Consider the following 25,576-nt stretch of genomic DNA (forward strand, 5'->3'; position numbering starts at 1 on the left):
GAAAATTACGTATCAGTTACAAATTAACTTCTTGTTGTTGATACAGATAAAAATAATGACCTTTGGCAGCCATTAATTCTTGATGACTTCCTTGTTCTATGACTCTGCCACCATCCATGACAACAATCATATCTGCATGGCTGACAGTGTTGAGTCGGTGGGTAATAAAGAAGACTGTGTTACCTTGAAAACCTTTAGCTAAATTCAGACAAACTTGTCGTTCTGTAGGATAGTCTAAGGCGCTGGTAGCTTCGTCTAAAACTAATAACTTTGGTCGTTGTAAAACAGAACGGGCGATGGCAATTCTTTGTCTTTGTCCACCTGAAAGCGCTGCACCCCGTTCTCCTACCCTAGTGTTATAGCCGTTGGGTAAGGACATAATAAACTCGTGAGCCGCCGCAATACGAGCAGCTTCGATAATTTCGTCGGTGGTAGCTTCAGGATTTGTCAGGGCAATATTTTCCTGCACAGTACCGTCAAATAATAAGGTTTCTTGGGGAACTACACCCACCTGTCGCCGCAGCGAATATAGTTCAACTTTGGCAATATCGTAACCATCAATTAAAATTCTGCCTGACTCGACTTCGTAAAGTCTCAGCAGTAACTTCATCATGGTACTTTTACCTGATCCACTTTGTCCGACGATGCCAATAAATTTTCCAGGAGCAAAATCCAGGTTGACATTAGAAAGTTGTAAGGAACCACTAGCAGCAAATCTAAAGGAAACATTGTCAAACTTAACTGCGCCGTCAATTGCTGGTAAAGGAATATTTTGACGGTCAATTTCTGCTTCTTGTGGTGTATCGACAATATCGCTTAAACGTTCTAACGATAAAGCTGTTTCTTGGAAGCTTTGCCACAGTTGAGCCAAGCGTAATATGGGACTAGTAACGTAACCTGAAATAATTCTAAAGGCAATTAATTCACCTAAAGTTAGTTGTCCTTGCAGTACTAAATAAGAACCCAGCCACAAAACTAACAAGCTACTGAGTTTATTCAAAAAGTTACTTGTAGAGTTAGCCAGGGTGGAAGTAATTACGGTTTTAAAACCAGCCGCTACATACCGAGAATAACGTTCTTGCCAGGAAAAACGTGATTGCAGTTCAATATTTTGCGCTTTTACTGTTTGAATACCCGACATCACTTCAACTAAATAGGATTGAGTGTGGGCATTACGTTCTGCTTTGGTTCGTAATTGTTTGCTAATCGTTGGAGAAGCAATTAAGGTAATAACGACAAATATAGGAATTGTGCCTAAACCTACTAAAGTTAGCTGCCAACTATAAAACAGCATGACAACAATATAGATTACCGAAAATACTGCATCTAAGACCACTGTTAAGGCAGTACCAGTCAGAAACTGACGGATATTTTCTAATTCATTGATGCGAGTAGCCAATTCACCTACTGGTCGGCGTTCAAAATATCGTAGTGGCAGACGTAGTAAGTGGTCGATAATTTGTGACCCCAAACCCATATCAATGCGGTTGGTGGTATCAACGAACAAATAAGTCCGTAATGTAGTAAGTAACGCCTCAAATATACCTACTGCTAATAGCAAAACTCCTAAAACATTCAGGGTGCTAATGCTATTTTGGACGATAACTTTATCAATAATTAACTGAATGACTAGGGGGTTAGCTAGCTGGGCTAACTGTACAAAAAACGAAGCGATAAAAACTTCTATTAAAACTCGGCGATGCTTGGATAGATAGGGAACAAACCATTGGATACCAAAGCGTTCTTGTGGTGTTTCTTTGGTAGTGTTTAGTAATAGTACCTTGATTTGTGGCGGGAGATTATTTTCATCAACATCTAATCGAGCAACAAATTCCCCTGGTTTACAGCGAATAATTCCTTGGGATGGAACGCCAGCAACAATAGTATGAGCATCGGCTGCATATAAAACTGCATAACTATCGCCATAGCGAATGAGTGCTGGTGTAGGAATGCGTGTAATAGCCGCAGCAGGTAAATCTACTAACTGAGTTTTGAGTCCGATTAACTCTCCTATATAAGCACAAGCGGGAAAAGATATACTACCCTGGCGTTTAATTTGCTCATTTAATATACGTCGAACTACCTCTTTTCGAAAGGGAATTTGCAAGTGTTTCGTTACCATTTGTAAACAAGCAAAGGTTGAGTTTACTTCTCCTTTACCGCGAAAAAATGGATAGTTTTGATGTTTGTGTTGATTTTTGGGTGTGGGAATTTCGGAGGGAAAAACTTCGGCTTCAGATGCGTAGGGAATCTCTAACTCATCTGTAAAAGTTGCTTGATGATTTACAGAAGGCGACTCTGGCTGAGTATCTAAAAAGCATAAATCTGCTGGAGATAAACCAAGCAAACGAGTAGGCTTTGTACCCTTAACCTCAAACGATTCACCCATGATTAAACGAGAACCAGGGGCAAAATTTTTGACTGTACCACCGCCACTGACAAACCAAATACTTTGACTATCCAATTGATTGTATGAAGTGATACCTGGATTTAGGTAATGTATTTTGGCGTTTAATAAAGCTTGTTCAGTCAGTTCTTTCAAGTTATTGATGGTATTAGCTTGTTTTTGAATGTGAGAACTCAAAACATCAAAAACTTCCATCAAATGACTATGGTTGAGGCGTGCATTGGCGAACTCTGGATAAGCAGCCAACAGGCGGAGATATTCAGTTTGATTTATGCTTAAACATATTACTTCGGTAGAAGCGATCGCAGTTTCACAGGCAACATCCCGTAATATACTGATTTCGCCAATAGTTTCCCCTGGTTGTAGCAATTTTAAGGTATTGGGTATTTGCGTTTGGGGGTCATATCCCAATAACCGCACTTTTCCTTCATAAAGAATGGTTATGTGTTCGGGGAGTTTATCTTTGCCAATAATTTTTTGACCTATACGGTAGCGCCAAGCTTGCAATTGTTTAGATAAATTAGTTATTTCAGCATTTGGTAGATGCTCAAATCCCTCTAGGTTGGCAATAAATTCTTGAAAGGAACTTGTAATATAAGTCATTCCCTGATTGGTAGATATAAAGTTAGATTTATTTATGAGTAATGTCAGATTTAATATGCTTATACAGTTGCATATTCTAGATATTTAATTTGGCAGTTCTGCTCGGAAATTTGTGCTTGTAGCCAACTATGAAAACGTTCATTGAGTAAACGTTGACGTAGGGCATTATCCAACTGTGTTAGCAGCAGTTTTTCGAGGCGGACAATGACTATCCAGTTTTCTAATTGAGTTGGTGGTAACAGTTGCTGTGGCTGGCTGCTAGCCAATATTCTGCCTAAAACCGGATGGATGGATTGTAATTCCACCGGGCCGACTAAACCATTTGTTTGTGCTTCTGGCCCTTGAGAATATTCTCTGGCTAATTCAGCAAAGGATTGTTCCCCTGCTTGCAGACGGAAATAGATTTCTTGAGCAATGCCAATGTCAGTGGTTCTAATGAGAGAATAGACAACGCGCTCTAGTTGGGGTTTGCGCTGTAAAAAGTAAGAATCTAAATCTTCACCCCAAGTGAGTTGCTTGAATTTTTCGATTTTAAATTGGCGAATGGCGATCGCGTCAAATTCCTCTGCGCTTAAATTATTCTGCTCCAGCCAACGCTGATGCATCTCACTAGAGGTGATTTGATATTGTTGCGCTAACTGTTCACAAGCAAATTTCTCTTCTTGGGGCGTACATTGAATCGGTGCGATCGCTTGGTCAAGCACTACCTCTTTGATTAACATCGGCAGCATTTGGTATTTTGCCAGCAATGGTAAAACTTCTGTAGCAGTCAGCTGGCGATCGCCTACTTGCAGGACTGGCATCATATTACTTTTAATTTGTATTGCCACGACAGTTATTTCTCTCAAGAAGATAGGGTAATTTTTTTGAGAAAAGATTATGGATTGGTTAAATTTAGAGACTTGTATGTTATTTCATTCTTTGCATTTAATATTACATAGTAGCTTTATACTCGATTCACGTAATTATAAGTGAATATCTTCAACTTTTTTACTGATTAGCCTTGATAATTTTTTCGCAATACAGACTAAATTTTATTGATTTTATATTTTTATTTGCCAATTTATCTCTGTAATTATACTTAAAATTCTCCCTGTTTTCACTATAAATCAACAAAATATAACAATCCTTCATTATTAGAGATACTAATCAACACTACATGTATGCAGTAATAATTTATACAGGAAAAAGGAGCAGGTAACAGTTATTTTTGTTGCCCGCTCCTTGTACCTACTGTAAAATAAGATAACTCTAAGCGTGTTGATACAAGGACCTGTAGATCAGGCGATCGTTAGATTAACTTGGACAATCATATCGTTGTAGTCGAGATCGCCCCCACCTACTTGATCCTCAAAGCCAAAGACATTATTTGCTAACAGACGAATATGATTCACTCCGCCTGGGTTAGCGCCTAAGTAGGGGAAAAACACTGACAGATTTTCTGCATTACTGCTTAAAACTGCCTCCACGGTCGTGTTAGAAATAATAAATGGTGCAAACATAAAGCCAGCTTTAAAGACCCCATTAAAATTGGCCTTACCTTGATTATTCACCTTTAAATCAATGCCTTGGACACGATTGGTTATGGCTGCTTTTACATAACCAGCATCCCCTGGACGCACGTCAACAATTCCATCACCGTCGATATCAATACCACCATCTTCATCAGCAACTTGACAGAAGCCAATAAAATTATTGAATGCTGCTTCTCGGTTGACGATAAACTCAGCTTTCACTTCAGTGGTCACCTGGCGTAAATCAATGACTTCGCCTTGAAATTTGCCTTGTAGCCCGGTACCCAAAGGCACATCTTCATTGGTTTCCTTAATGTTCAATACCAAATCACTGCCATCATTAGAAGCCCCTTTCCAAGTTAAAGAGAAGCTTTCATCAACTAGGCTTTCTACTGTAACGTTGGTTTCGGAGGAAAATATCACCTGAGAAAATGAAGTTTTACCAGTGATTACAGCATTAGTAGTACTGTTGCGTACCATGTAAAATCTTAGTTGAGCATCGGAATCAAATTCTAGCAAGTTAGATAAATCAGCAATATTGAAACCTTTAGGCGCTTTAGCAATGGCAGATAAAACTACTTTAGAGCGCTTGAGTGCAACTTCTGCATAACCTACCTCACCAGGAGCAATACCATCAATGGTACCTTGGGCATCATCAACTACAAATACACCAATTTCGTTGACACCTTTGGGTTTGCCACCTTTAATTTTGATGGAAATTTTGGCTTTATTACCTTTAATTTTACTTTTGACGTTAAAGATATTCTCCGTAATATTAACTAGCTGAACAATGGTTGTCGCCTGACCAAGAACAATGGCACTGTTAAAGTTATTGACGTTGACGGTTAAATCCTTATCAAAGAAGAGTCCACTACTATCTGTAGTACGGATGCGGACATTGTAAGTCGATTTAGTGGCAGTAGATTTAAGTTTTAATTTATTTTCCTCGATAATGAAAATATCATTATCTGTGTCGCCAGCACCCACCACTAAGCTGTAGACATGCTTTTCGTTTTTGGTGAGATCAAAAGTTTTAAAAATACCAACCACTGTGTCATCATCATCTACTGTGGTGTTAGTAAATACCACATCTAGAGGTGCAGAGTTACGCAGCAGCAAGGAAACTGTATCAGCATCAGAGTTAGTAACTACCAAGTCAGATTTACCATCATGGTTGAAGTCTGCTACGACTACAGAAGTGGGTTTTTTGCCTACAACGAAATCAGTCGCCGTGTCAAAACTACCATCACCTTTATTTAAAAGTACCGACACTGTATCAGCATCAGAATTAGCCACTACCAAATCAGATTTACCATCATGGTTAAAGTCGGTCACAACCAAGGAAGTGGGTTTTGTCCCCACGGCAAAATTAGTAGCAGTACCAAAGTCACCATGACCATCATTCAATAGTACCGAGACATTATTAGACTCAGCATTGACTACAGCTAAGTCAAGTTTGCCATCATAGTTGAGGTCGGCCATGACTAAAGAAGTGGGTTTTGTACCGACGGCAAAATTAGTAGCAGCACCAAAGTCACCATGACCATCATTCAAAAGTACCGAGACATTATTAGACTCAGCATTAACTACGGCTAAGTCAAGTTTGCCATTACTGTTGAAGTCGCCCACAACTAAAGACGTGGGTTTTGTCCCCACGGCAAAACTAGTAGCAGCACCAAAGCCACCATTACCATCGTTCAACAATACTGAGACTGTATTTGAATCAGAGTTAGCCACTACCAAATCCAGTTGGCCATCACCGTCGAAATCTGCTGCTGTAATAAAAGTAGGAGACGTTTCGACACTGAAATCAGTAGCAGCACCAAAGCCACCATTACCATCATTCAATAACACTGACACTGAATCAGTATTGACCACTGCCAAGTCAAGTTGGCCGTTGCGATTGAAGTCACCCACAACCACAGAAGTGGGTTTTGTGCCAACGGTAAAATTAGTAGCAGTACCAAAGCCACCATTACCATTGTTTAATAGCACTGATACGTCGTTAGACTCAGAATTGACCACAGCTAAATCAAGCTTGCCATCACCGTTGAAGTCTGCCACTGTAACAAACGAGGGAGATGTGCCGACTGTGAAGTTAGTCGCAGTCCCAAAGCCATCATTACCATCATTCAATAAAACTGATACATTGTTCGACTCAGGATTCACTACTACCAAGTCCAGCTTGCCATCACCGTCAAAGTCTTCTACTGTGACCAACGAGGGATTTGTCCCGACGGTAAAATTTTTGGCATTCGTAAATGATAAGCTCATGATTTTTGGGATGAATGTATAGGCTTCCTCACACCTGTTGATGATGACATTTCAGGATGTTTAGCAGAGGAATGTACCACCTAGCTTATTGTGTAAATCCCTTAAATAGCCCCAGTTAATATACTGAGATGCGATTTACAGGCGATCGCCATCAACCAATAACTAATAAGTCAAAATCCCCGTTGTCCTTAATCATTTAAATTTCTGTGTTAACTGCTTTCTCTAAACGATTAGTTTCTTGTCTTGACTCTTTAAGTAAGTCATTCCAATCGTCTGGAGGGTGATCACTTTCAAGCATTTTCTGAAAAACTCGATAAGCGTCTATATTACTTTCATAGGCTCGCTTAGAGTTCTCATCGTTAACCCAAGCGAAAACAATAATTTTGCTTTCTTGGTGATATCGAAAAAACAATCGGTACTGCTGAAAAAATTTAGCTCTAAACCAGTGCTTGTAATCGGCTCCAAGTGTAGTGCCTTGACGGTAATCACTACGTGTTGGATCTTGAGGATACTTCTGACGCAAATGCTCAACCTGAGTTAAAAGTTCTTCAAACTAGTTGAGGAAAAGAGAATGGGCAAATATGTTCCACCCATTAATCACCAGTGGTTCATCTATCGCTTGACCATAATGCTTTAAAGAAGTAACTCACTAAACCAACAAATTGGGGGTTGACTGCAATTCCAGAAGTGTTTGGTAGTGCGATCGCTTGCGCTGACTTGTCAGTTCGCTTGATCTTTTAACAACGCACCGAACCAATCATCAGGTGTTCAATATTGATTTAGCATAAACTTATTAACGCCCCCTACAAGATTTGCGATCGCAATTGCGGCGTTCCAGTGGAGCGACTTGTTAGCACTCGTCACTAACAATCTCAAGCTTTGGAAGCATTACGGATACGCTGCTGAAAACGGGCAACAATCTCAGGGCTTAGTTCTTCTTCTGGCTGAACCATTTCTCGTTTATCCAAGACTGCCTTTACCTCAGACGGTGATGCTTGTCCCAACTCTTTTAGTAAAGCCTGAAAAACTTGCTGTTGTTGATTAATTTCTTCTACAGGTGTTGTTTGAATTGTATAGGCTAGGGTAACTTGACGAGTTAAGGCATAAACAATGTACTGATTTAAGGAAACTCCTTCACTCTCAGCTAAGTGAATTAACTGCTGGTGTAGTGTTTCTGGTAATCGAAGTGTTAATCGACTCATAGTTAGCTTTCTTCAAGTGCCAATTGGGTAACTAAATAAAAACGCCTAATGTTACATAAACAAACCTTCATAAAAGAAAATATAAACATCGTCCTACATGCTCATAGTAATCTAGATATTCTTCTTTTGTAACTTCCCAAGCAAGGCTTCTATCAGAGCTAGGATGAGAAACACGATTAGAGTTTCTCCGATCAAACAAGTTTCTTACTTTTATGCATGTTTCGTGTTGGATGCCTTTTGACTGCAAAAAATTGACTACATCATTGACATCATAACTTTTTTTATTCGCCTTCTCTTGTTTGATGCAAACAGCATGAATTTCATTAACTAAATGATTGAGAGCCACTGAATAAGATGTACTTCTCTCGTTTAAAATTCGTAGCCTAGTCTGTTCTAAAACATCAGGCATTTCTGACAATTTTTTAATTTGTATACAAGCGAGATTATAATATCCAGGTTTATCACAATTAAGATTTGTACTCAAGAATATATCGATAATATTTTTCATATGAAAATTTTGTTTAAGTTTTTGAATAAGTTCTTGATCATGGAAATTTGTTTGGCATAGTAACTTGATAATCAAATCAGCATCACCAGTAGTAATAATATTTTTATCTAAGCAAAATTTTCTAAATTCATTAGTCGAGGTCTCATCAGTTAGCAAAATAATTAATATTTCAAGTGGTTGAATTTTTACTAAATCAAAATTAAATTTTTTGAAAATTAGTTTGATTTTTCTTTTGTTTTCCGGTTTATTCAAGATTTGTTCAACACTCTTATCAAACACTTCTTGAAATATTTCTTCTCGTGCTGAACTACCTCTAATAAAATAATCTTCTACCCTAGATTTCTTTATTTTTCTTAGTTCTTTAAATATTTTTTCTAGTTTATCTTGTGGTGTTTCAGCAGTTAGGTCATTTTCCTGTCTTTCTTCTTCACACTCTTGAATATCACTAAAATATTCATCACTTGGAGATGATTTACGGATATTTTTGAGAAGTTCTTCTTTTTCTTCTTTTTTTGATAACCGATAGAGCCGGGTTTTTAAATTAAGCTTAAGACCAAGTTGACTATATAAAACCTCAGCAATTTGAGAAGATATAGAATGAATAAACAAACCTTGAGATTTTTGATTAATATTATGGTTAAACATTATAGATATGTATATATCATCAGTATATCTAATAATTTTATATGATTTAATAATATTTTGATAATTTATGAGTATGTCATCTATAAATAAATCCCCAAAAACCAAATAAATATATCCAATAAAACTAGAAATAATATTATTGTCTGATTGAGGTATGCCAGACTTTCCATTTGAAATAAATTGGAACAAAAAAATAATTTGTTCCCTCGTAAAAACATCATAAGCCAAGTTCGCCTGAATACTAGGTTTAATAAAACGACTTAGAAGATTGAGTAGTCTCGCAATTGATAATTCATTAAAGTAATTTTCAATGTCAAGTTTTAAAACTAACTTGTCTTCGATTCCTATTTTAGTTTCTTCTTTTATTCTTAATTTGAATTTTTCATGAAAGCTACGATAGTAGATATTTTTAGATGAGATTTGAAGTTTTCCGGACTTATAGTTAAGATTTCCTCCATAAAAGGATTCAATACTTTCAACTTTCTTATGAGTCTCAATCAAAAATTCTTGTGTTAGCTTAAGTAAATAAAGACCAACAGCGTAGTAAACTATCCTCATCGGGTAAGTAAAAAATTTGTAATCTCTTAGCCCAAGACCTGGCTTTGGCATCACATATGAAAAAACGGAAAATTCTTTCTTTAACCCATAAAAAAGACTGCTAGATATTTTGATATTGAAGTATTCTTGTGCCGCCTGATTCAGGCATTTTTTATCAAGTTTTTCATAGTAAAACATGCTCATAGTATTAAAATGTCTATTGTTTTCTTTTTGCTTAATCTGAAAGTTAAGAAGATCCAAAGCGTCTTTCCAAAGGTCAAAATTTATGAAGTAGCCAAGTTGTGTTTTACTGCTGTTATTCATCACTATGATTTTTGCAAAAATAGTACCTTATCTAAAATACCCACTTTACAATGCATTCTTTACTAAGAAATATATATAATTAGTGGACAATCTCTAAAAATCACCACTTGTCTACAATTTTCCAACATTAGCTACGTTTTCCATCTGTACTTTTCAGTTGAAATCAGTTATATCCACAGGGTTTATCCACAAAAAAAATTAGAGCCACACCATTGCAGGTATTGACTCTGATTACTATTTATGAAGTCAACTGTAGATTAAGCAACAGCCAAATTAACGCGGACAATCATGTCGTTGTAATCTTTATCTCGATTTTGGAAATCTTCAAAGCCAAAGACATTATTGCCTAACAAAGTAATGTGGTCTGCCTGGGTAGAATTAGCTCCCAAGAATGGGAAGTAAACAGGCTGATCATTAATTGTGGCTGGAGTACCGTTGGCAATGATGAATGGTGCAAACAACGAACCTGGTTCTAAGGTAGCGGTGTAAGTGGATGTACGGCGGTTATTCGTTGTTAAATCAACACCAGCAACACGCCCATTCACCGCAGCTTGGGTATAACCATTTTCACCAGGAAGGATATCTGCGTTGCCGTCGCCGTTGACATCTATGCCGCCATTTTCATCGGTGACTCGATAGAAACTGACGTAGTTGTTGGCGGATGCTTCTCGATTAACGACAAACTCGGCTTGCACTGATTGTGTGACATTGCGTAAGTCGATTAATTCGGATTGTGATCCACCTTGTAAATTTGTACCTACAGGTAATGTTTGCTCAGTTGCTTGAATTTTTACCTCTAAGTCTTGGAAAGTAGAATTTCTTTGCGATCGCACTTGCCAAGCTAAAGAAAATTCATCGTTGCCTAAATTGGTGACTTTTTGAGTTGCAGCATCGGCAAATAGCACATCGTCAATAGAGACAACGCCCGCCCGGACTTCATCGGTTGTACCATTGGGGACTACGTAAAATCTCAAGTTATCACCAGAGTTAAACTCTAGTAAGCGGGTGATGTTATCTCTGCTAAAGCCACTAGGTAATCTATGAACCGCCGAGAAAATTGCTTGGGCCCTTTCTAAAGCAGCTTCAGCATATCCAGCTTCTCCTGGGGCAATACCATTGATAGTACCTGCGGCATCATCTACTGTAAATACACCCAGTTCATTGACTTGATTGGGTCTGGTACTGGTGAGGCTGACTTGCAGTTGCGTGGTGTCACCTGTACCGCGAATTGTAAAGGTGTTGTTTTCAGGGTTACTTACTAGTGGCACATCTTTGTCGGCAATGGTGACAGTAGCAATAGTAGATAAACCTAAGTCATAGTCAGCTTCATCTACAAGTTTGAGAATGACGGTTTCATCACCTTCTACCAAATCATCGTCTACTGGGATGACCTCGATATCTGCGAAGGTTTGACCAGCAAGGATAGTAGCAACACCAGTCAAGCTGTTGTAATCAACGCCATTTGTCGCTGTACCTTCAATAGTGTAATTCACAGTCAGGGATTGGCTGGTGTTACCTACGCGGGAAATGCGGAAGACTCCTGGTTCATTGCCTGCTTCTGCTGTATCGGGAACCTTAGCCGCAATACTAACTACCGGAGTACCTAAATTCAGTGGCTTATCTAAGCCTAAAAGAATGATTTCGTTGTTGTCTATCTGAGGTGGCCGTCCCACGGAGAAAGGATAGTTATTATCGTTAGCTAGTAGCAGTGTATTCTCATCTATGACTACTATAGATTCAATGGTGACGAAGGGAAAGGTGAACTTGGTGTCACCGTCTCCATTTAAATCATTGGGGTCACTGATATTCAGTAAATCAACGATTTCCTCTTTGGGAACAAAACCATCGGCATCTTTTTGCGATAAGTCAATTTTGAATACCTTCTTGAATTGGGCGTTGGGGCCTTGTCGTCCATCACGTTCAATTACCAGATATTCATTTTCGTTGACTACCGTTAACGCACCGATGGCATGATTAGATTCTTCCATGCGATAGTAGCCGGCTAAACCTTGATATTCCTTAGATTCGGCATCAAATTCGTAAATACGTAAGGAATTTGGCGGGTCACCTAATACGGTACCTTCCAGCATGGGATAGATGGTTTTCTTGTCTAAGCTGATGGCCATGCCTTCAAATCCGCGAGAACGTGCCAAATTGGAGAACACTGGGTCACCGATGAATTGTTGCAGAACTAGGCTATTGGTACCAGGAAAATCGCTAAAGAAACCATCAACACCTAACTCCAGGAACTGTTCATATTCTGCTTTGGGGTCGCCGTTGTAGTCTGGTGCGAGGAAGACATCTTCATTACGGAAGGTGTAAGGGTGTAAGAGTAAGCCGACTGCATGGGCGTCTTCTACCAAGGTTGTGGGTTCTTGGAGTACACCACCTGCACCAGTCGGGACAATCAAGCGCTTATTGGGGCCTATACCTGTTGCGTAGGTGGCGATCGCAGCTAGTTCTGTGGGTTTGGTGAGGTCGCCATAGGTACGCGGGTCACCACTAACTGTAAAGTCATAAGGTCTGCCGTTAGCACCACCAAGTAACTGAATTAAGGGGATATCAATTCCCGCTTCTGGCATGATGAACTGTTTCAGTTCCTGGAGATTACCCACCTCGAAGGATTGGATAAATGTCCGGCTGGGGTCAGTGAAGTCATTGGCTACTAAGGTATCAACAATCATCTGACCTAAATTCATGTTGATGGGTGAACCATCTAAAAGTGTGCCTTCACTGGCGAAGAAGGTGGGATGTTTAGTTTCGGGATAAATGCCAATTTCGCGTCCGGTTTCGGCTTCTACCTGCTTGACCAAATCAATGATTTCTTCTAGGGTGGGAACTTTCAGCCCATCATTATTGAAGTTGGTTCCCCGCAATTCTGGTAAACGTTCAATAGAGTTGAGAGTTTTTATTTCTTCTAGGGTGAAGTCTTCGCTAAACCAACCTCTGATAGTGCGACCATCAATGACTTTGGTAGTAAAACGGTCAGCAAATTCTGGACGTTCATTAACATCAGTGCTGGTGTCTGTTCTGTTTACCGAACCATCTGCATTGAGAATTGCCAAGGCATTTTCGTGACGGGCGATTAAATATCCATCTTTGGTGGGGACTAAATCAGGTTCAATGAAATCTGCACCATCGGCGATCGCTAGTTTATATGCTTCTAAGGTATGTTCTGGACGTGAACCACTAGCCCCCCGATGCCCAATGACTAAGGGTGCAGAACCATCTAAAGTTGCAAATTCAGGTGGTAGTAAAGCTGGATTGTCAGGGGAGATGACAAACTCACCAGTTAATTGGTCGCGGACTTGGTTCCCTGTACCGGGGAAGTCTGTAAAGTAGCCATCAATACCTAAATTGATGAATTGTATGTATTCTGGGACTGGATTGCCGTTGTAGTCGGCGGCTAGAAAACGTTCTTCGTTGCGGAAAGTATAAGGATGTACCACTAAGCCTGAGGCGTGGGCATCTTGTACTAAACTTGTGGGTGCAGTCAGGGTTTTATCGGCATCGTTGACAACGCCGTCACCATTGACATCATCGGCTTGACCATCATCATTTAAATCTACACCTTCAACGGAAACAATCATCCGCTTCCAGGGGCCAATACCTGCTGCGTAGCTGGCAATTTCTTGTAAACCTTCTGGTGTTCGCAGGTCAGCGTAGGTGCGGGGGTCGCCACTAACGACAAAATCATAAGGTTGATTTTCAATCAGTGAACCATCGAGATTGATTCCCCCAGCATTCAATAACTGAACTAAAGGAATGTCTGTAAGTTCGCTGAGTTTCTGGAGGTTGGCAACTTCAAAGGATTGGATATAAATCCGGGATGGGTCGGTGAATCCAGTTTTTTCTAAAGTTTCTAGTAATGGTTCTTCCAGTGAAAGACCAAGTTCATCGTGAAAAGTGGGGTGTTTGGTTTCTGGGTAAATGCCGATTTTTTTGCCTGTGTGGGCCTCGATGTCTTGAACTAATTGAATGATTTCCTCAAAGGTGGCAATTTCGTAAACCCCGTTAAATATTTGCGTCCGGAAGTCTTGCGGCATAATTGCCCGGATAGTCTTGATTTCCTCTAGGGTGAAGTCAGAAACAAAGAAACCTGCTTCGGCTACACCATCAATGATTTTCGTGGTGAAGCGATCGCTAAATTCTGGACGGTCTGCTACATCAGTGGTATTGATGATATTGGGTTCATGACGGGCAATTAATACACCATCTTTCGTAGCCACCAAATCAGGCTCGATAAAATCAGCACCTCGTTCAATTGCGAGTTTATACGCTCCTAATGTATGTTCTGGTAGTTCTCCACTTGCTCCCCGGTGTCCGATGACAATGGGGGCTTTGCCATCAAGAGTATTTAAAGTTACATAATTTGGTGTATCGATGGGAGCTTCTATGAGCTTACCAGTGGCATCAAAGTGTAACAAGTAAGGGCCAAACTCCTCGCCAATCCAGAATGTACCATCTTCTGCCACTACCAGCGATTCCACATCAAAGTCTGAACCAGTTAACAAACGCTCAGAAGTATTTTCGTTGATAATCTCAAAGGGAATTTTTTTGTCTGGATCAGATAGTTGCACAAAATCCAACACATTGACAGTAGCATCACCACCCTCAGCACTGCGGAAGTTGGGGTCAACACGATAAATCCGCAGTAAGTAATCAGGACTATTAGCTTTACTCCCAAACCCATTGTCAGATAAGAACCACAAGGAATTGTCATCAGCAACCTGAACGGCACTAAATCCTTGAATTGGCTGTTTGGCAAAGGGGATATTCCGGCCATTGGTAGTACCAGTGATAGCAGTTCCAGATGGTGGGCCTTCAGCAAAGGTATCAGCTGGGAGAGAAGCAAAACCTACGAGTGTTACCTGGGGTGGTGTCAAGTTATTGGGTAACTCCAGAATGCCGAGTTTCAAAGGAGTAGGCCCAGCAACACCAAAATCGTTATCATTCAATAAAGCTAAAGTATTAGGTGCTACTAATGCCAAACCTTCTAATTTTTCTACCCCGGTGTAACCCAACTGAGCTGCATTGGCAATTAAACTCTTGGTCACAGGGGTAATGTTGGCAGCTGCTAACTCAGCCGAGGATAGTTGTTCAATGGTCTTATCCGCTGGCAAAGTTAAGTTAGCCGAGTTATAAATATTAGTGGCTGCGGCTAAATCAATCTCGTAAATCAGTTTGTTCGCATCTGCACCAGACCTATCATCTCGTTCAACTACCGCAAATTTGCCATTACCTAATGAGACAGCATCACCAATCTTGTCTGTTCTGGCGTTACCACTGCCTGTAATATCATCAAGTAAATATAAATACTCACCAGTGACAGTTTGGGAGATAACATCAAATTCCAAAATTCTTAAATTCTGAGAATTTCTAGATGTAGCATCATTGTTGATATCTGGGTTATCAATTGCACTTTGAATAAAGGCATAAAGTTTGCTACCTTCTAGTGCTATGGCTTCAAAACCCCGGTTATTGCGGCGTTGGGCGTAAACCTCTGGCAATACCTCAGTACCAAACGTACCGACTGGTTGATCTGGGTCGGATGCTGTAACCGTACCTTGGGGAATAAAGCGGTCAATTAGTTTACCGTTACTGTCAAAGTGGTAAATCGCCGGACGGTATTCATCCACCATCCAATAATCACCATTTGGTGCAACGACAATTCCCTCCAAGTCAGCACCAAAAGGATCATTAGGTAAGGGATTATTGTCTAAATCCACACCAATTTCATCTGTGTAAGCCAGACCACCAGCCCCAGCTTGTAAGTTAGGCAATCCAGTTAATGGAGTTGTGCCATCTTGGCGAAATAATCCAGTGCGCTTAGTAATGCTAATTTCGCCTGTGGACTGATTCAGTTCAAAGCTGACGATTTCTGGTTGAAAGTCGGGTAATAAAAATGGTCTATTAAAACCGTCAGGTTCCCCATTGGGGCCACGGTCTGTGTGGGTGACGAACTTCAGATTGCCATTGTCTGCAATTCCTTGGAAGTACAACCCAGAAAAACCTCCCAACAAAATATCTTGTTCGTTGGAAGTGGTTCCTAATAGAGGTAGATTTTCAAATTCGTAAATAGATAGTTTGGGTTGTGTCATGGGATTTCGGGGATTGTAACTAGTGGTATCAATGTTGAGTGCCTTGGGAAAAGCATTAGCAATGTTTTCCCAAGGCACAAATTTAAAGTTGGTGTTGACGTTTTCTAGTTCGCCGTCATCTTCAACTAATTTGGCTGGGTCGTTACTACCATCCTGGGTAACAAATAGACCATAGGGGAAGTTAGCACCCAAGGGGACGTTAATGACATCTGCACCGTCTGAATCTTGCACGCTGTCAATGGCACCATTACTACCAACGGCAAAGCTTCCTAAGTATTCGTTATTACCTTGGCGGTTATAGACAGCAAACGTGTTATCACCTTGACTGGATGCTAGGAGGTAGCCTGTACCATTGGCACCGTAGTAGATGGTCAGTCCTTCTACATCAGCAGTGAGATTGCTACCACCCAAAGCTTTTACTCGATCTATAAGTGTGCCTGTGGGTTCACCGTCGGGTTCTGCTGGGAACTTCCAAATGCCGACATTTTCCTGGCCGATGTAGAGGAAGCCTGTTTCTTGGTCTACCACCATACCCTCGGTTTGCGGGTCAAAGCCTGTTGTGGTGGGTACGGTGAACTCCCGGACTCGTTCCACCCCAATTTTGCCGTTACCTTGATCAATCAATTGGAACTGTGCTACTTCTCCAGTTTCGGCACGATTGGCGAAGACATAGTAATCATTGGTGATGGGGCTGCGGTACATGGCTAGCCCGTAAGCACTACGTTCGTCTGTTGAGTAAGGGGGGCTAAAGGGTGCAGATTGAAACAAAGTACCCAGATTAACATCAGTGATGTTTTTTAAGTATTTTCCCGGTGTTGTGGGCTGGGGATTAATTATGAAAAATACCAGTGTATCGTTTTGGCGATCGCTTGCTACGGCAATATCAACAGATTCCCCACCTAATTGAAAGCCATATTGTAAGTCAACGTTGTTGTAGCGGATGCCACCAGGGTTGATTTCTTGTAATAAATTTCCGCCTAAGTCATAAACTCGCAATCCCCCATGTTTCACGGCTGTGAGGATTAAACTATCGGCAGAGTTATCAGGATTAACGTAAATGGCGGGATCATCAGCATCGGGACGCTGATCTATTGGTAATGCGGGGTCATCCAATAAGTCGGGACGAGTTTGGACTGTGGGTGCGACTGTGGGGATGAGGTCTGCACTCAAAGTAAGAATTTGGGTAAATTGTGCCTGATTAAAGTTGTTATCACTCACCAAGACAATGGATTGACGACCATCTTCTAGTGTGGGGCCAAAAGCTAAACCTTCGATGTTATCTAATCCAGTCTCTAGATTTAAATCATCGAGATTCAACAACAACCGTTTTTGGGCGGGTTGAATGGCGGCTAATTGTGCCTCACTTAAATCGTTGAGAGAATCATAGAAGCTAATATCAGTTGCACCTTGCAAACTAACTTCGTAGATTTTAATTGTGTTACCTACACCCACAGCAAAAGAGCGTTCTAATGCTAATAAAGTGCCTCGGTTATCGATGGCGAGTAAGTCTACTAAACCATTGTCACTAAAGCCAGTTGCTGGTATTGGTGGTATAGCCACCGGGTCTGTGATGTAGAGATATTCCTTTTCTGGCTGACTTGACAACAAGTTGTATTGTAAAATCCGAGAAGGGCTAGTGCTAGTCACCGCAGCGCGATCGCCATCTTGAATCAGAGCATTTTCGGTAGCAGTGTATAGAGTTCTTTGGTCTGGTGTAATAGTCAGACTTTCAAAAGCCAAATTATTCCGTACCCCAGAGATTTGGGTATCGCCAGCATCGATCATGCCGTTACCATTGGTGTCTTCAATGACTGGTAAAAACTTGCTGGGTACAGGTAAAGAGCGAATTTTCTCGCCTATTAAGGAAAATTCTTGAATAGAGGGGTCACTGATACGACCTGCATTAATATTGGCTTCACCTTCCGAGGAAACAAAAATTGTGCCATCTTGAGTTAAAGCAATACCTTCAGGGTCAATAGTTAGGGCTGCAAAGAAGTTACCGTCAGCATTTTGTAGAGGAGTAACATTAGTAAAAGTCACCCCAGATGTTTCAGGATCTAAAGTAAAAGTATAAAAACGGGCCGGGCCATTTTGCGAGCGATCGTCTGAGATAGAGTAGTAAAGATTATTCGCCCCATCATAAGTTACACCAGACAATCCCCCCATTGGTGTGGCTACACCGTTTACCGTTCCTGCTGCACCAGGGGGAATAAAGCCTGTGGTCAAGGTAGTTTGTCCTGCAAATTTGACTTCTCGGAGGGTTTTACCGCCTGCTGTTGGGCCAGCCTGCACATCTACCCACACTAAACGATGATCAGAACTAGGGAAGGGAAAAGTCCCGACTAAGGAGAAATTGGGGTCAGTGTTTACAGGCCAGAAAACGCCTGAGTCGCTAATTTGCAAATCAGCACCAGGTAACACATAGTCAGCCCGCAAATTACCAGGGTTATTATCAGCAAAATCCGCAGTATCAAAAGCCGGGTTGCTTTGATGGAGAAGGTTAGCACTTCCTTGTAAAGCCGATTGTTGCACACCACCAGCACTGCTGGGGATGAAATTAGTATTAACGTCGGGATTCTGTAATAGCTGAAGAATGGCATTATCAAAACTGTCACCATCAAAAGGATCGGCGTTCTGGTCGCCCATAATGACAAAGCGGGAACCAGGGTTTAGACCACCGAGTTGACCTTGATCATCATAGATATAATCGCCTTGTTCTGATGTAATGTAGTCTACCCAAAAGCGGATTTCGTCATGGTTACGTTTGCCGTTGCGGTCTTCTGTCCCATCAAATACAGGTGGTGTGGGATGGCTAGCCAAGACATGAATGATTTCTCCATTGACTTGAATGGGTACATCCCAATGACTTTTTGAAGATAGACGGAATATTTCTTGTTCTTCAGGTGAATACCAAGGAGTGTCAGAATCAGGAAGGGCGATCGCAGATAATAAAGAATCGGGCATATCCTTCCAGAGAAAGTTTTGGAAGGTGCGGACATTATCAGTATCAATAGGATATTTGGATAGTAATAACATCCCGAATTGACCGGGGTAATCTCCAAATCCGAAGGAGTCGTTACCGTATCCGGGTGCGCCTGGGGTGGTAACTACGACACCGTTGTTATCTAAGTCAAACCCAGAGGAAATACCTGTGTTGGAGGGTGCAATATAAAAGTAGGGATATTCTACGGGAGTGGCACCGTTTTGACTCACAGCTAGGTAGTTTTCTAGGAATAATTGAACGGCTTGGGTGGGATTTTCGGTGAAATAGTCAAATTCATTGATGAGTAGAACATCTGGGTTATTGCGTTGAATAATTTCCGCAACGGTTTTGGCTTGAGGATTGTCAGTGGTGGATAAATCGGTTACTAATTGACCTTCGGCGTTGCGGTTGAGGGAAGCATTAAATTGGGAAAGGCGAATTGTACTGGTAGTTACCATTTGTTATTCCTTGGAAGTGGGAATTGTTGATTGGTTTGTTGGCGTTGCATACAAATAGTAGGAATAACGAACCACAAAGGCCACAAAGTACACGAAGAAGAGTTGAATACAAAAACATAAATTAGGAGGTAGGAAAAATACTACTCTTCTTCTTTGGCGTCTTGGCAGTTCGTTTATTAGTAGCGAAACAACACTATCTAAAACACAAAATTGTAAATACTATTCATTTGATGAGGCGTCACATTCTCGAACCGAATAAACGTCCGAAAAACGGCATCACCATCGGGGCCATCCCGGTCAAGTTCCAAAACAGTATTGTTAGGAGTGGGAGTGCTACCCTGCACCAACCGAATATAACCATCTGCGATCGCATCACTCCCGTGATACCCACCAGGAACTAAACTATTGAGTAACTCGGTCAACACAACCTTGTCACTACCTGGTGTAAAGTCAACAATGGTATGACCCACATGACTGATCCGTTGATAAACAAACTGATCATTGCCACCACCACCTGCGATGGTTTTTCTGCCAGGGCCACCGATAATCACATCATTACCAGTAGTACCCGTAATCTCTCTACGTCCAGGACGGGCTGCAATTACATTATCAACACTGAACAAATTCAATCCCAAAATTACCGGGTCATGATCCGAAGCACGGAAAGGATCAAGATTGTATAAACTTTCTACTTGATTTGGTGACTTGAAATTAGTGTTGTAGTCCAGAACGTTTGGTTCATCAGCGTTGATGTGCCACTTAGCAGCACCAGTAACTTGGCCGGCTAAACTACCATTAGCTAAAACATGATCCAACGCACCCCACTGTCCATCAAATACAAAAGAGTAACTATTGTTAGTGATTTGGTTTTGATAGCCAGCAATTTCTAAAGCTTTAATGGGGTCTTCTTTGGCGTAGGCATTAATGTCACCCATAATCAAATAATCAGGGTCATCAATACCTGTGGGATTAGTCGCTAACCATGCTAATAAATCTTGAGAAGCACGAACCCTGGTTCCATTAGAAGCAGCTTGACCATCGCCAATATCTGCATCGCCTTCGCCTCCAGCACTAGAACCTTTGGATTTGAAGTGATTGACAACTGCGGTAAATTGTTCACCACTAGAATTTTCTTGGAACGTCTGCGCTAGAGGTTTACGGTTATTATTATCAAATGCACCTTGGCCAAAGCCATCGGGAACTGTGGCTGCTTCACCTACAGGGGTAACACTACCAGGTTTATAAATAAAACCCACGGCGATGGCATCAGTACCCAGTTGCGGAGTTCCCGGATCAATAATGGCGTAAGTATCGGCACCAGTCGCAGCATTCAAACCGTTGACTAAATCCCGAATGGCACTATTTGGTCCATAGCCATCGTTCTCTAACTCAATTAAGCCGAGAATATCTGCATCCATACCCAGGATGGCTTGAATAATTTTTTCGCGTTGTCGATTAAACTCCAATAGGTTATCTGCGCCTCTAGGTGTGGGGAAGCCGCCACCCAGACCATTGCCGTTAAAGTAGTTGAGGACATTGAAACTGGCAACTTGGATTGTACCACCGACATTTGGCACTGTTTTTGGTCGTGGATTGCTGGGTGAAAAGTCTATAGGTTCTACAGGTTGGAGACGATAATCACCAAAGCGGGCATCTAAAATGCCTGATAGTCCAATAACTGTATCACCACCCCGGAGTGTATTTTCCCCACTCAAAGGTTCACCGCCGCGACCGTGGATAATGGGGTCAGGATTTTGAGTTCCTTGGCCATCGTCTAAAATGATGCGGCGTTTGGCAATTTCTTCTAAATAAGCGGCGTTACCACTAATACTAGGCGCGTTGAATTGGGTATATTGTTCTAATCTTTTATCAGTTCCTGGTTGGTTAGTGTCACCATCAGAAGATAAAACAATTTGCCCAAACCTTCCTAATTGGAAATGTTCAGTTACCGTCATGGTTTGGGGTATAGTCACCCGCATCCCTTCCACGGCTTCGAGGTCGTTAATATTTGCTAAGGGGAATGTCAGAACTGTGGCTGTGGGTAAGGAGTTGTTTTCACTGACTACAGTGATATTAGTGAGGTTTCTCAGTTGAGTCAGGCTGCTACCACTGCTGGCAAATTCGCTGACTTGTCCTGTAACTCTTACTTTGTCACCAACTTTGACATCTATGCCCAAGTTGTCATCAAAGACAAAAATCCCTTCTGAAGTTAAAGGATTATTATCAGCATCTTCATCTTCTTCTTGGACATAAAAGCCCAGCAGGTTGGAAGTGCTACCTACAGCTTGAAAGTCTCCAACTACGATGCCTTCAATGGTTTTGAAACTACTGGGGAAATTAGCAACAGCCCCACTACCTTGAATTTCATGAATCTTAGTAATTTCTGTGACTACATCATTGTCAGTAATGGTAGCCTGAATTGAGGCTAGACTGATGGCATTGTAAGTACTATCGTCACTGGTGACTGTGTGGCTAATAGTACTAAAATGCGTGCCTTCTATGACATCATCATCAGTAGCAATTACTGTGACTGTTTGTGATAGGTTCCAGTTGTCTGGTGTAAAGGTAACTGTAGATGGCGTAGTTGTCGTCTGATCATCAGGCAGAATATTAACGGTGACGTTGTTTGTGGGTTGGGTATTCAAAACTAAAGTATAAGTATCTGTTTCACCCCCCTCTGTCACATTGGTACTACCACCAGTCTCAAGCAAGGTGATTCCAGGTAATGCAGTGGTGGAAATTTGGACATTATCAATTGCCAAACCATGATCAGAACCAGGATCATCGACATCTGTCCACCGTAACCAAATTTCTTCCCCAGGCGCTAAAGATAACCCGGCGATCGCATCAGAAATACTTACGCGATTGGCGCTATCATTGCCGTTTAAAGCACCAGCGGCACTAGTAGCGATCGCCCCTACAAAATCAAGAGCATCAACGTCTATCCATGAGCCGGTAGTTAAATCAGTCGCATCAATTTTGTAAGCAAAGTCTAGTTTATGCTGGGTTGTATTCCCCCCATTGCGCCATTGTTCACCGATGTAACTAACTGCAAGAGTCGTGATAGTCGCATCGGTATCATTATAAAAGCGCGCTCCGTAGTGAATAGTACCAGTACCACCAGAAGCTACTGAACCCAAGGCTCTATCGCTGTCTCCGATTGCACCAAAACTGTAAAGGTTACCAGCATTATTACTACCAGTACCAGTCACAATGGGAGAACGGGTAGCGTACCAACCAGGGATGGTTACCGTATTCTCCCAAGGTGCGTTTCCAGCACTGATTAAGCTATCAAAGTTTTGTAAATAGGGACTACTTAGAGAAATTACCCCTGGGGGCAAAGTTGTCATCTCAGGTACAGCAACCTGTAAATTATCAATTGCCAATCCATGATCATTACCAGGGTCGTTGATATCTGTCCAACGCAACCAAATTTCGTCACCGGATGCTAAAGCTAATCCAGTAAGGGTATCAGAAAGGCTGATGCTGTTGGCATTGCCATCTAAAGCACTGGCTGAAGCTGTGGCAATTGGCCCTAAAAAGTCCAAAGAATCAAGGTCAATCCATGAGCCAGAAGTTAAGTCAGTAGCTCCAATTTGGTAAGCAAAGTCTAGTTTTTGTGGGGTTGTATTGCCGCCATTGCGCCATTGTTCACCTATATAATTAATTGCCAAGGAGGGAATCACGACATCAGTATCATTTAAGAAACGAATGCCGTAGTAAATATCCCCTGTGGTGTTGGATGCCACTGAACCTAAAGCTCTATCGGTGTCTCCTGTAGCACCAAAACTGTAGAGACTCCCAGCATTATTACTACCAGTACCTGCATTAATCGTGGTGCGGTTAGTATACCAACCGGGGAGCGTTTGAATATCTATCCAAGTTTGGTTGGTGCCAGCATTAATTAAGCTATCGAAGTCTTGGAAGTAAAGTTCACTTAGGAAAACAACTTCTGGTGTAGCTACTACTAGATGTAAATCATTTTGAGGGGGTGCGATCGCCTCGCCTTGTATCAGGGTCATAAATATTTCTGGAAATTACAATAGTTTCATATGCAAATATGTACTTGACAGCCGGGGCGCATAATGAATTTGAGTATGTACCAAGGAACGGTTACATACTTAATTGAGTCAGTATTAATTCGGATATAATGCCGTAAACCGTACCCCAAATAAATTAAGAAACAGCTAGGAAAAGGTTAAATTAACGAATAAAAGTATTTTTTTGAGGATATTTTCCCTGATCACGTAAGGTCTTCGATAATCTTCGTTACTGTTATTGAGATATTTTATGGGTAATAGTCCCTTGATTCAACTCTATTTATTTAACATGAATAGCCATTATTGATTTAGGTTTAAAAATGTCAAAAAATATCATATTTTTAACAATTAATTATTAATATAAATCTGGTTTTATCTATTAATAGATACAAATAAAACTCACCTTAGGTTGTAAATTATTGATTAGCAATAATCTTTCCTATGGCTGATGTTTATAAAGTCTATCTTTTAGAAACTTAATAAAGAGGTTCGCTTATGGATGGAAAATTATGCGTGCAATCAATATTGGTTTAACAGAAGAACAGCGTCAAGGTGTAATAGAACTCTTGAATCGGGATTTAGCAGATTCATACATTTTGATAGTAAAAACCAAAAAATACCATTGGGATGTTGTCGGTCCCCAATTCCGTAGCTTACACCAAATTTGGGAAGAACAATACGAAAAGCTGACTCTAAATATTGATGCTTTAGCAGAGCGAGTTCGGGCTTTGGGTGGTTACCCAGTGGGTACTATGGAAGGCTTTTTGAAGATTGCCACGCTCAAAGAATATGGTGAGCATATTCCCTTAGCTACAGAGATGGTAGCCCGTCTAGTAGAAGATCACGAACAAGTGATTCGTAACTTGAGAGATCATGTGGATCAGTGTAGTGAGCAGTTTCATGATGAAGGAACTTCTGACTTTCTGACTGGACTTATGGAAGACCATGAAGAAATGGCTTGGATGCTGCGTTCATTTATTGAAGGGCAGGCTTTACACCCAAATGGTACACAACCAGCGGGCGAAACTAAGTCCCCAATAGGTGTGTAGCTATTAGCAGATATATCTAACCTCAATAACGTGTGAGTTGAAGGAAAAATTAAAGTTTTTCTTTGCATGTAGCTCATGCGTTTACCTCACAAAAACAAACAAAATTTAAGGAGTATTCAAATGCCAGAAGTATATCAGGCAGAACGTACCATATCAGCTGTATTGAAAGAACAGAAACAGGTTGATCAAGTTATTCGACGTTTGCTCGACCGGGGTGTGCCGAGAGATCATATTTCGATCATGGGCAGAAATTTCCAATCAGAAACGCGAATTTCTGGCTTCATCACTAAAAAAGATGTGATTTTGGGAGGTTTGAGAACCGGGGCAATTTTTGGTTCTCTGTTTGGTTCTTTTCTCAGCTTGTTAACTGGTGTAGGTGTATTGTTAATTCCTTTTGTTGGCCCTATTGTGGCGGCTGGCCCCATTAGTGCTTTACTACTAGGTGCTGCTAGTGGTGCGATCGCAGGTAGTGCTGGTGCTGGTTTAGTCTCGGCTTTGACTGCTTGGGGAATGCCAGAAGAGAAAGCTGCTATCTACCAAACTCGCTTACAAGCTGGTGAATTTTTATTGATGACAGAAGTACCAAGCGATCGCGTGGGAGAATTTCAATTGCTGCTAGAAAGTGCTGGTGCAGAAGAAATTCACACCACCAATAAAACCTTGAGTCATCCTTGTTCTGGGCCTTGCAATAGTCCAGATGACTTGTCTCCTGAAGTCCGCGCTCATCTTTCTCCAGAAGCTCAACGCACGTTTATTGAGCGCTACAACGCCGTTTTAGATGAAACAAGTGACGAGTTCACATCTGAACAGGCTGCTTGGGAATCCGTACATCAGAAGTACGACGAAGATGAAAATGGAGTTTGGTCAAAAGCTAAGGTGAACGTTTAGACATTTTTTGCTTAATTCACCACACCATAGGGGTACAGTATTG

The 25,576-nt window shown here is 41.2% G+C and carries 10 protein-coding genes; 2 read left to right on the forward strand and 8 right to left on the reverse strand.

Translation table 11 applies throughout. The features are described 5' to 3' along the window. Window positions 1-16 precede the first annotated feature (16 nt). From ACM0OT_RS00070 to ACM0OT_RS00105, 8 genes are all read right to left on the reverse strand, one after another. On the reverse strand, window positions 17-3,010 hold the full coding sequence (locus tag ACM0OT_RS00070; protein ID WP_414561666.1) for a peptidase domain-containing ABC transporter: 2,994 nt from the start codon (window positions 3,008-3,010) through the stop codon (window positions 17-19). A 59-nt stretch (window positions 3,011-3,069) separates the two neighbouring features. Beyond that, a complete protein-coding gene (locus ACM0OT_RS00075; protein ID WP_414562220.1) occupies window positions 3,070-3,816 on the reverse strand; it encodes a peptidylprolyl isomerase in 747 nt (248 codons plus the stop codon). A 474-nt stretch (window positions 3,817-4,290) separates the two neighbouring features. Further along, complete coding sequence (locus ACM0OT_RS00080) at window positions 4,291-6,798, reverse strand: FG-GAP-like repeat-containing protein (protein WP_414561668.1); 2,508 nt, start codon at window positions 6,796-6,798, stop codon at window positions 4,291-4,293. Between the two features lie 196 nt (window positions 6,799-6,994). After that, window positions 6,995-7,321 (reverse strand): type II toxin-antitoxin system YhaV family toxin, encoded by a 327-nt coding sequence (locus ACM0OT_RS00085; protein WP_414561670.1) that lies wholly within the window; start codon window positions 7,319-7,321, stop codon window positions 6,995-6,997. Window positions 7,322-7,670: 349 nt separating this feature from the next. Beyond that, the gene (locus ACM0OT_RS00090) at window positions 7,671-8,000 is read right to left on the reverse strand and encodes a YlcI/YnfO family protein (protein ID WP_414561672.1); all 330 of its coding nucleotides are present in this window, start codon (window positions 7,998-8,000) and stop codon (window positions 7,671-7,673) included. 67 nt (window positions 8,001-8,067) lie between these two features. After that, window positions 8,068-10,014, reverse strand: a complete 1,947-nt coding sequence (locus tag ACM0OT_RS00095) for an AbiA family abortive infection protein (protein WP_414562221.1) — start codon at window positions 10,012-10,014, stop codon at window positions 8,068-8,070. A gap of 257 nt (window positions 10,015-10,271) precedes the next feature. Further along, a complete protein-coding gene (locus tag ACM0OT_RS00100) occupies window positions 10,272-19,556 on the reverse strand; it encodes a phytase (RefSeq protein ID WP_414561674.1) in 9,285 nt (3,094 codons plus the stop codon). 197 nt (window positions 19,557-19,753) lie between these two features. Continuing rightward, window positions 19,754-23,578: an ExeM/NucH family extracellular endonuclease gene (locus tag ACM0OT_RS00105; RefSeq protein WP_414561676.1), complete on the reverse strand. Its 3,825-nt coding sequence runs from the start codon at window positions 23,576-23,578 to the stop codon at window positions 19,754-19,756. 527 nt (window positions 23,579-24,105) lie between these two features. Between ACM0OT_RS00105 and ACM0OT_RS00110 the strand changes: the two genes are divergently transcribed. Together ACM0OT_RS00110 and ACM0OT_RS00115 are read left to right on the forward strand one after the other, a co-directional pair. Then, on the forward strand, window positions 24,106-24,645 hold the full coding sequence (locus ACM0OT_RS00110; protein WP_414561678.1) for a Dps family protein: 540 nt from the start codon (window positions 24,106-24,108) through the stop codon (window positions 24,643-24,645). 120 nt (window positions 24,646-24,765) lie between these two features. Beyond that, window positions 24,766-25,533 carry a ChaB family protein gene (locus ACM0OT_RS00115; RefSeq protein ID WP_414561680.1) on the forward strand — a complete coding sequence of 256 codons (768 nt, stop codon included), beginning with the start codon at window positions 24,766-24,768 and terminating at the stop codon, window positions 25,531-25,533. Window positions 25,534-25,576: the final 43 nt, after the last annotated feature.

Origin of the sequence: Anabaena sp. CCY 9613, assembly GCF_963920895.1 — a bacterium.
Lineage (GTDB): Bacteria > Cyanobacteriota > Cyanobacteriia > Cyanobacteriales > Nostocaceae > Cyanocohniella.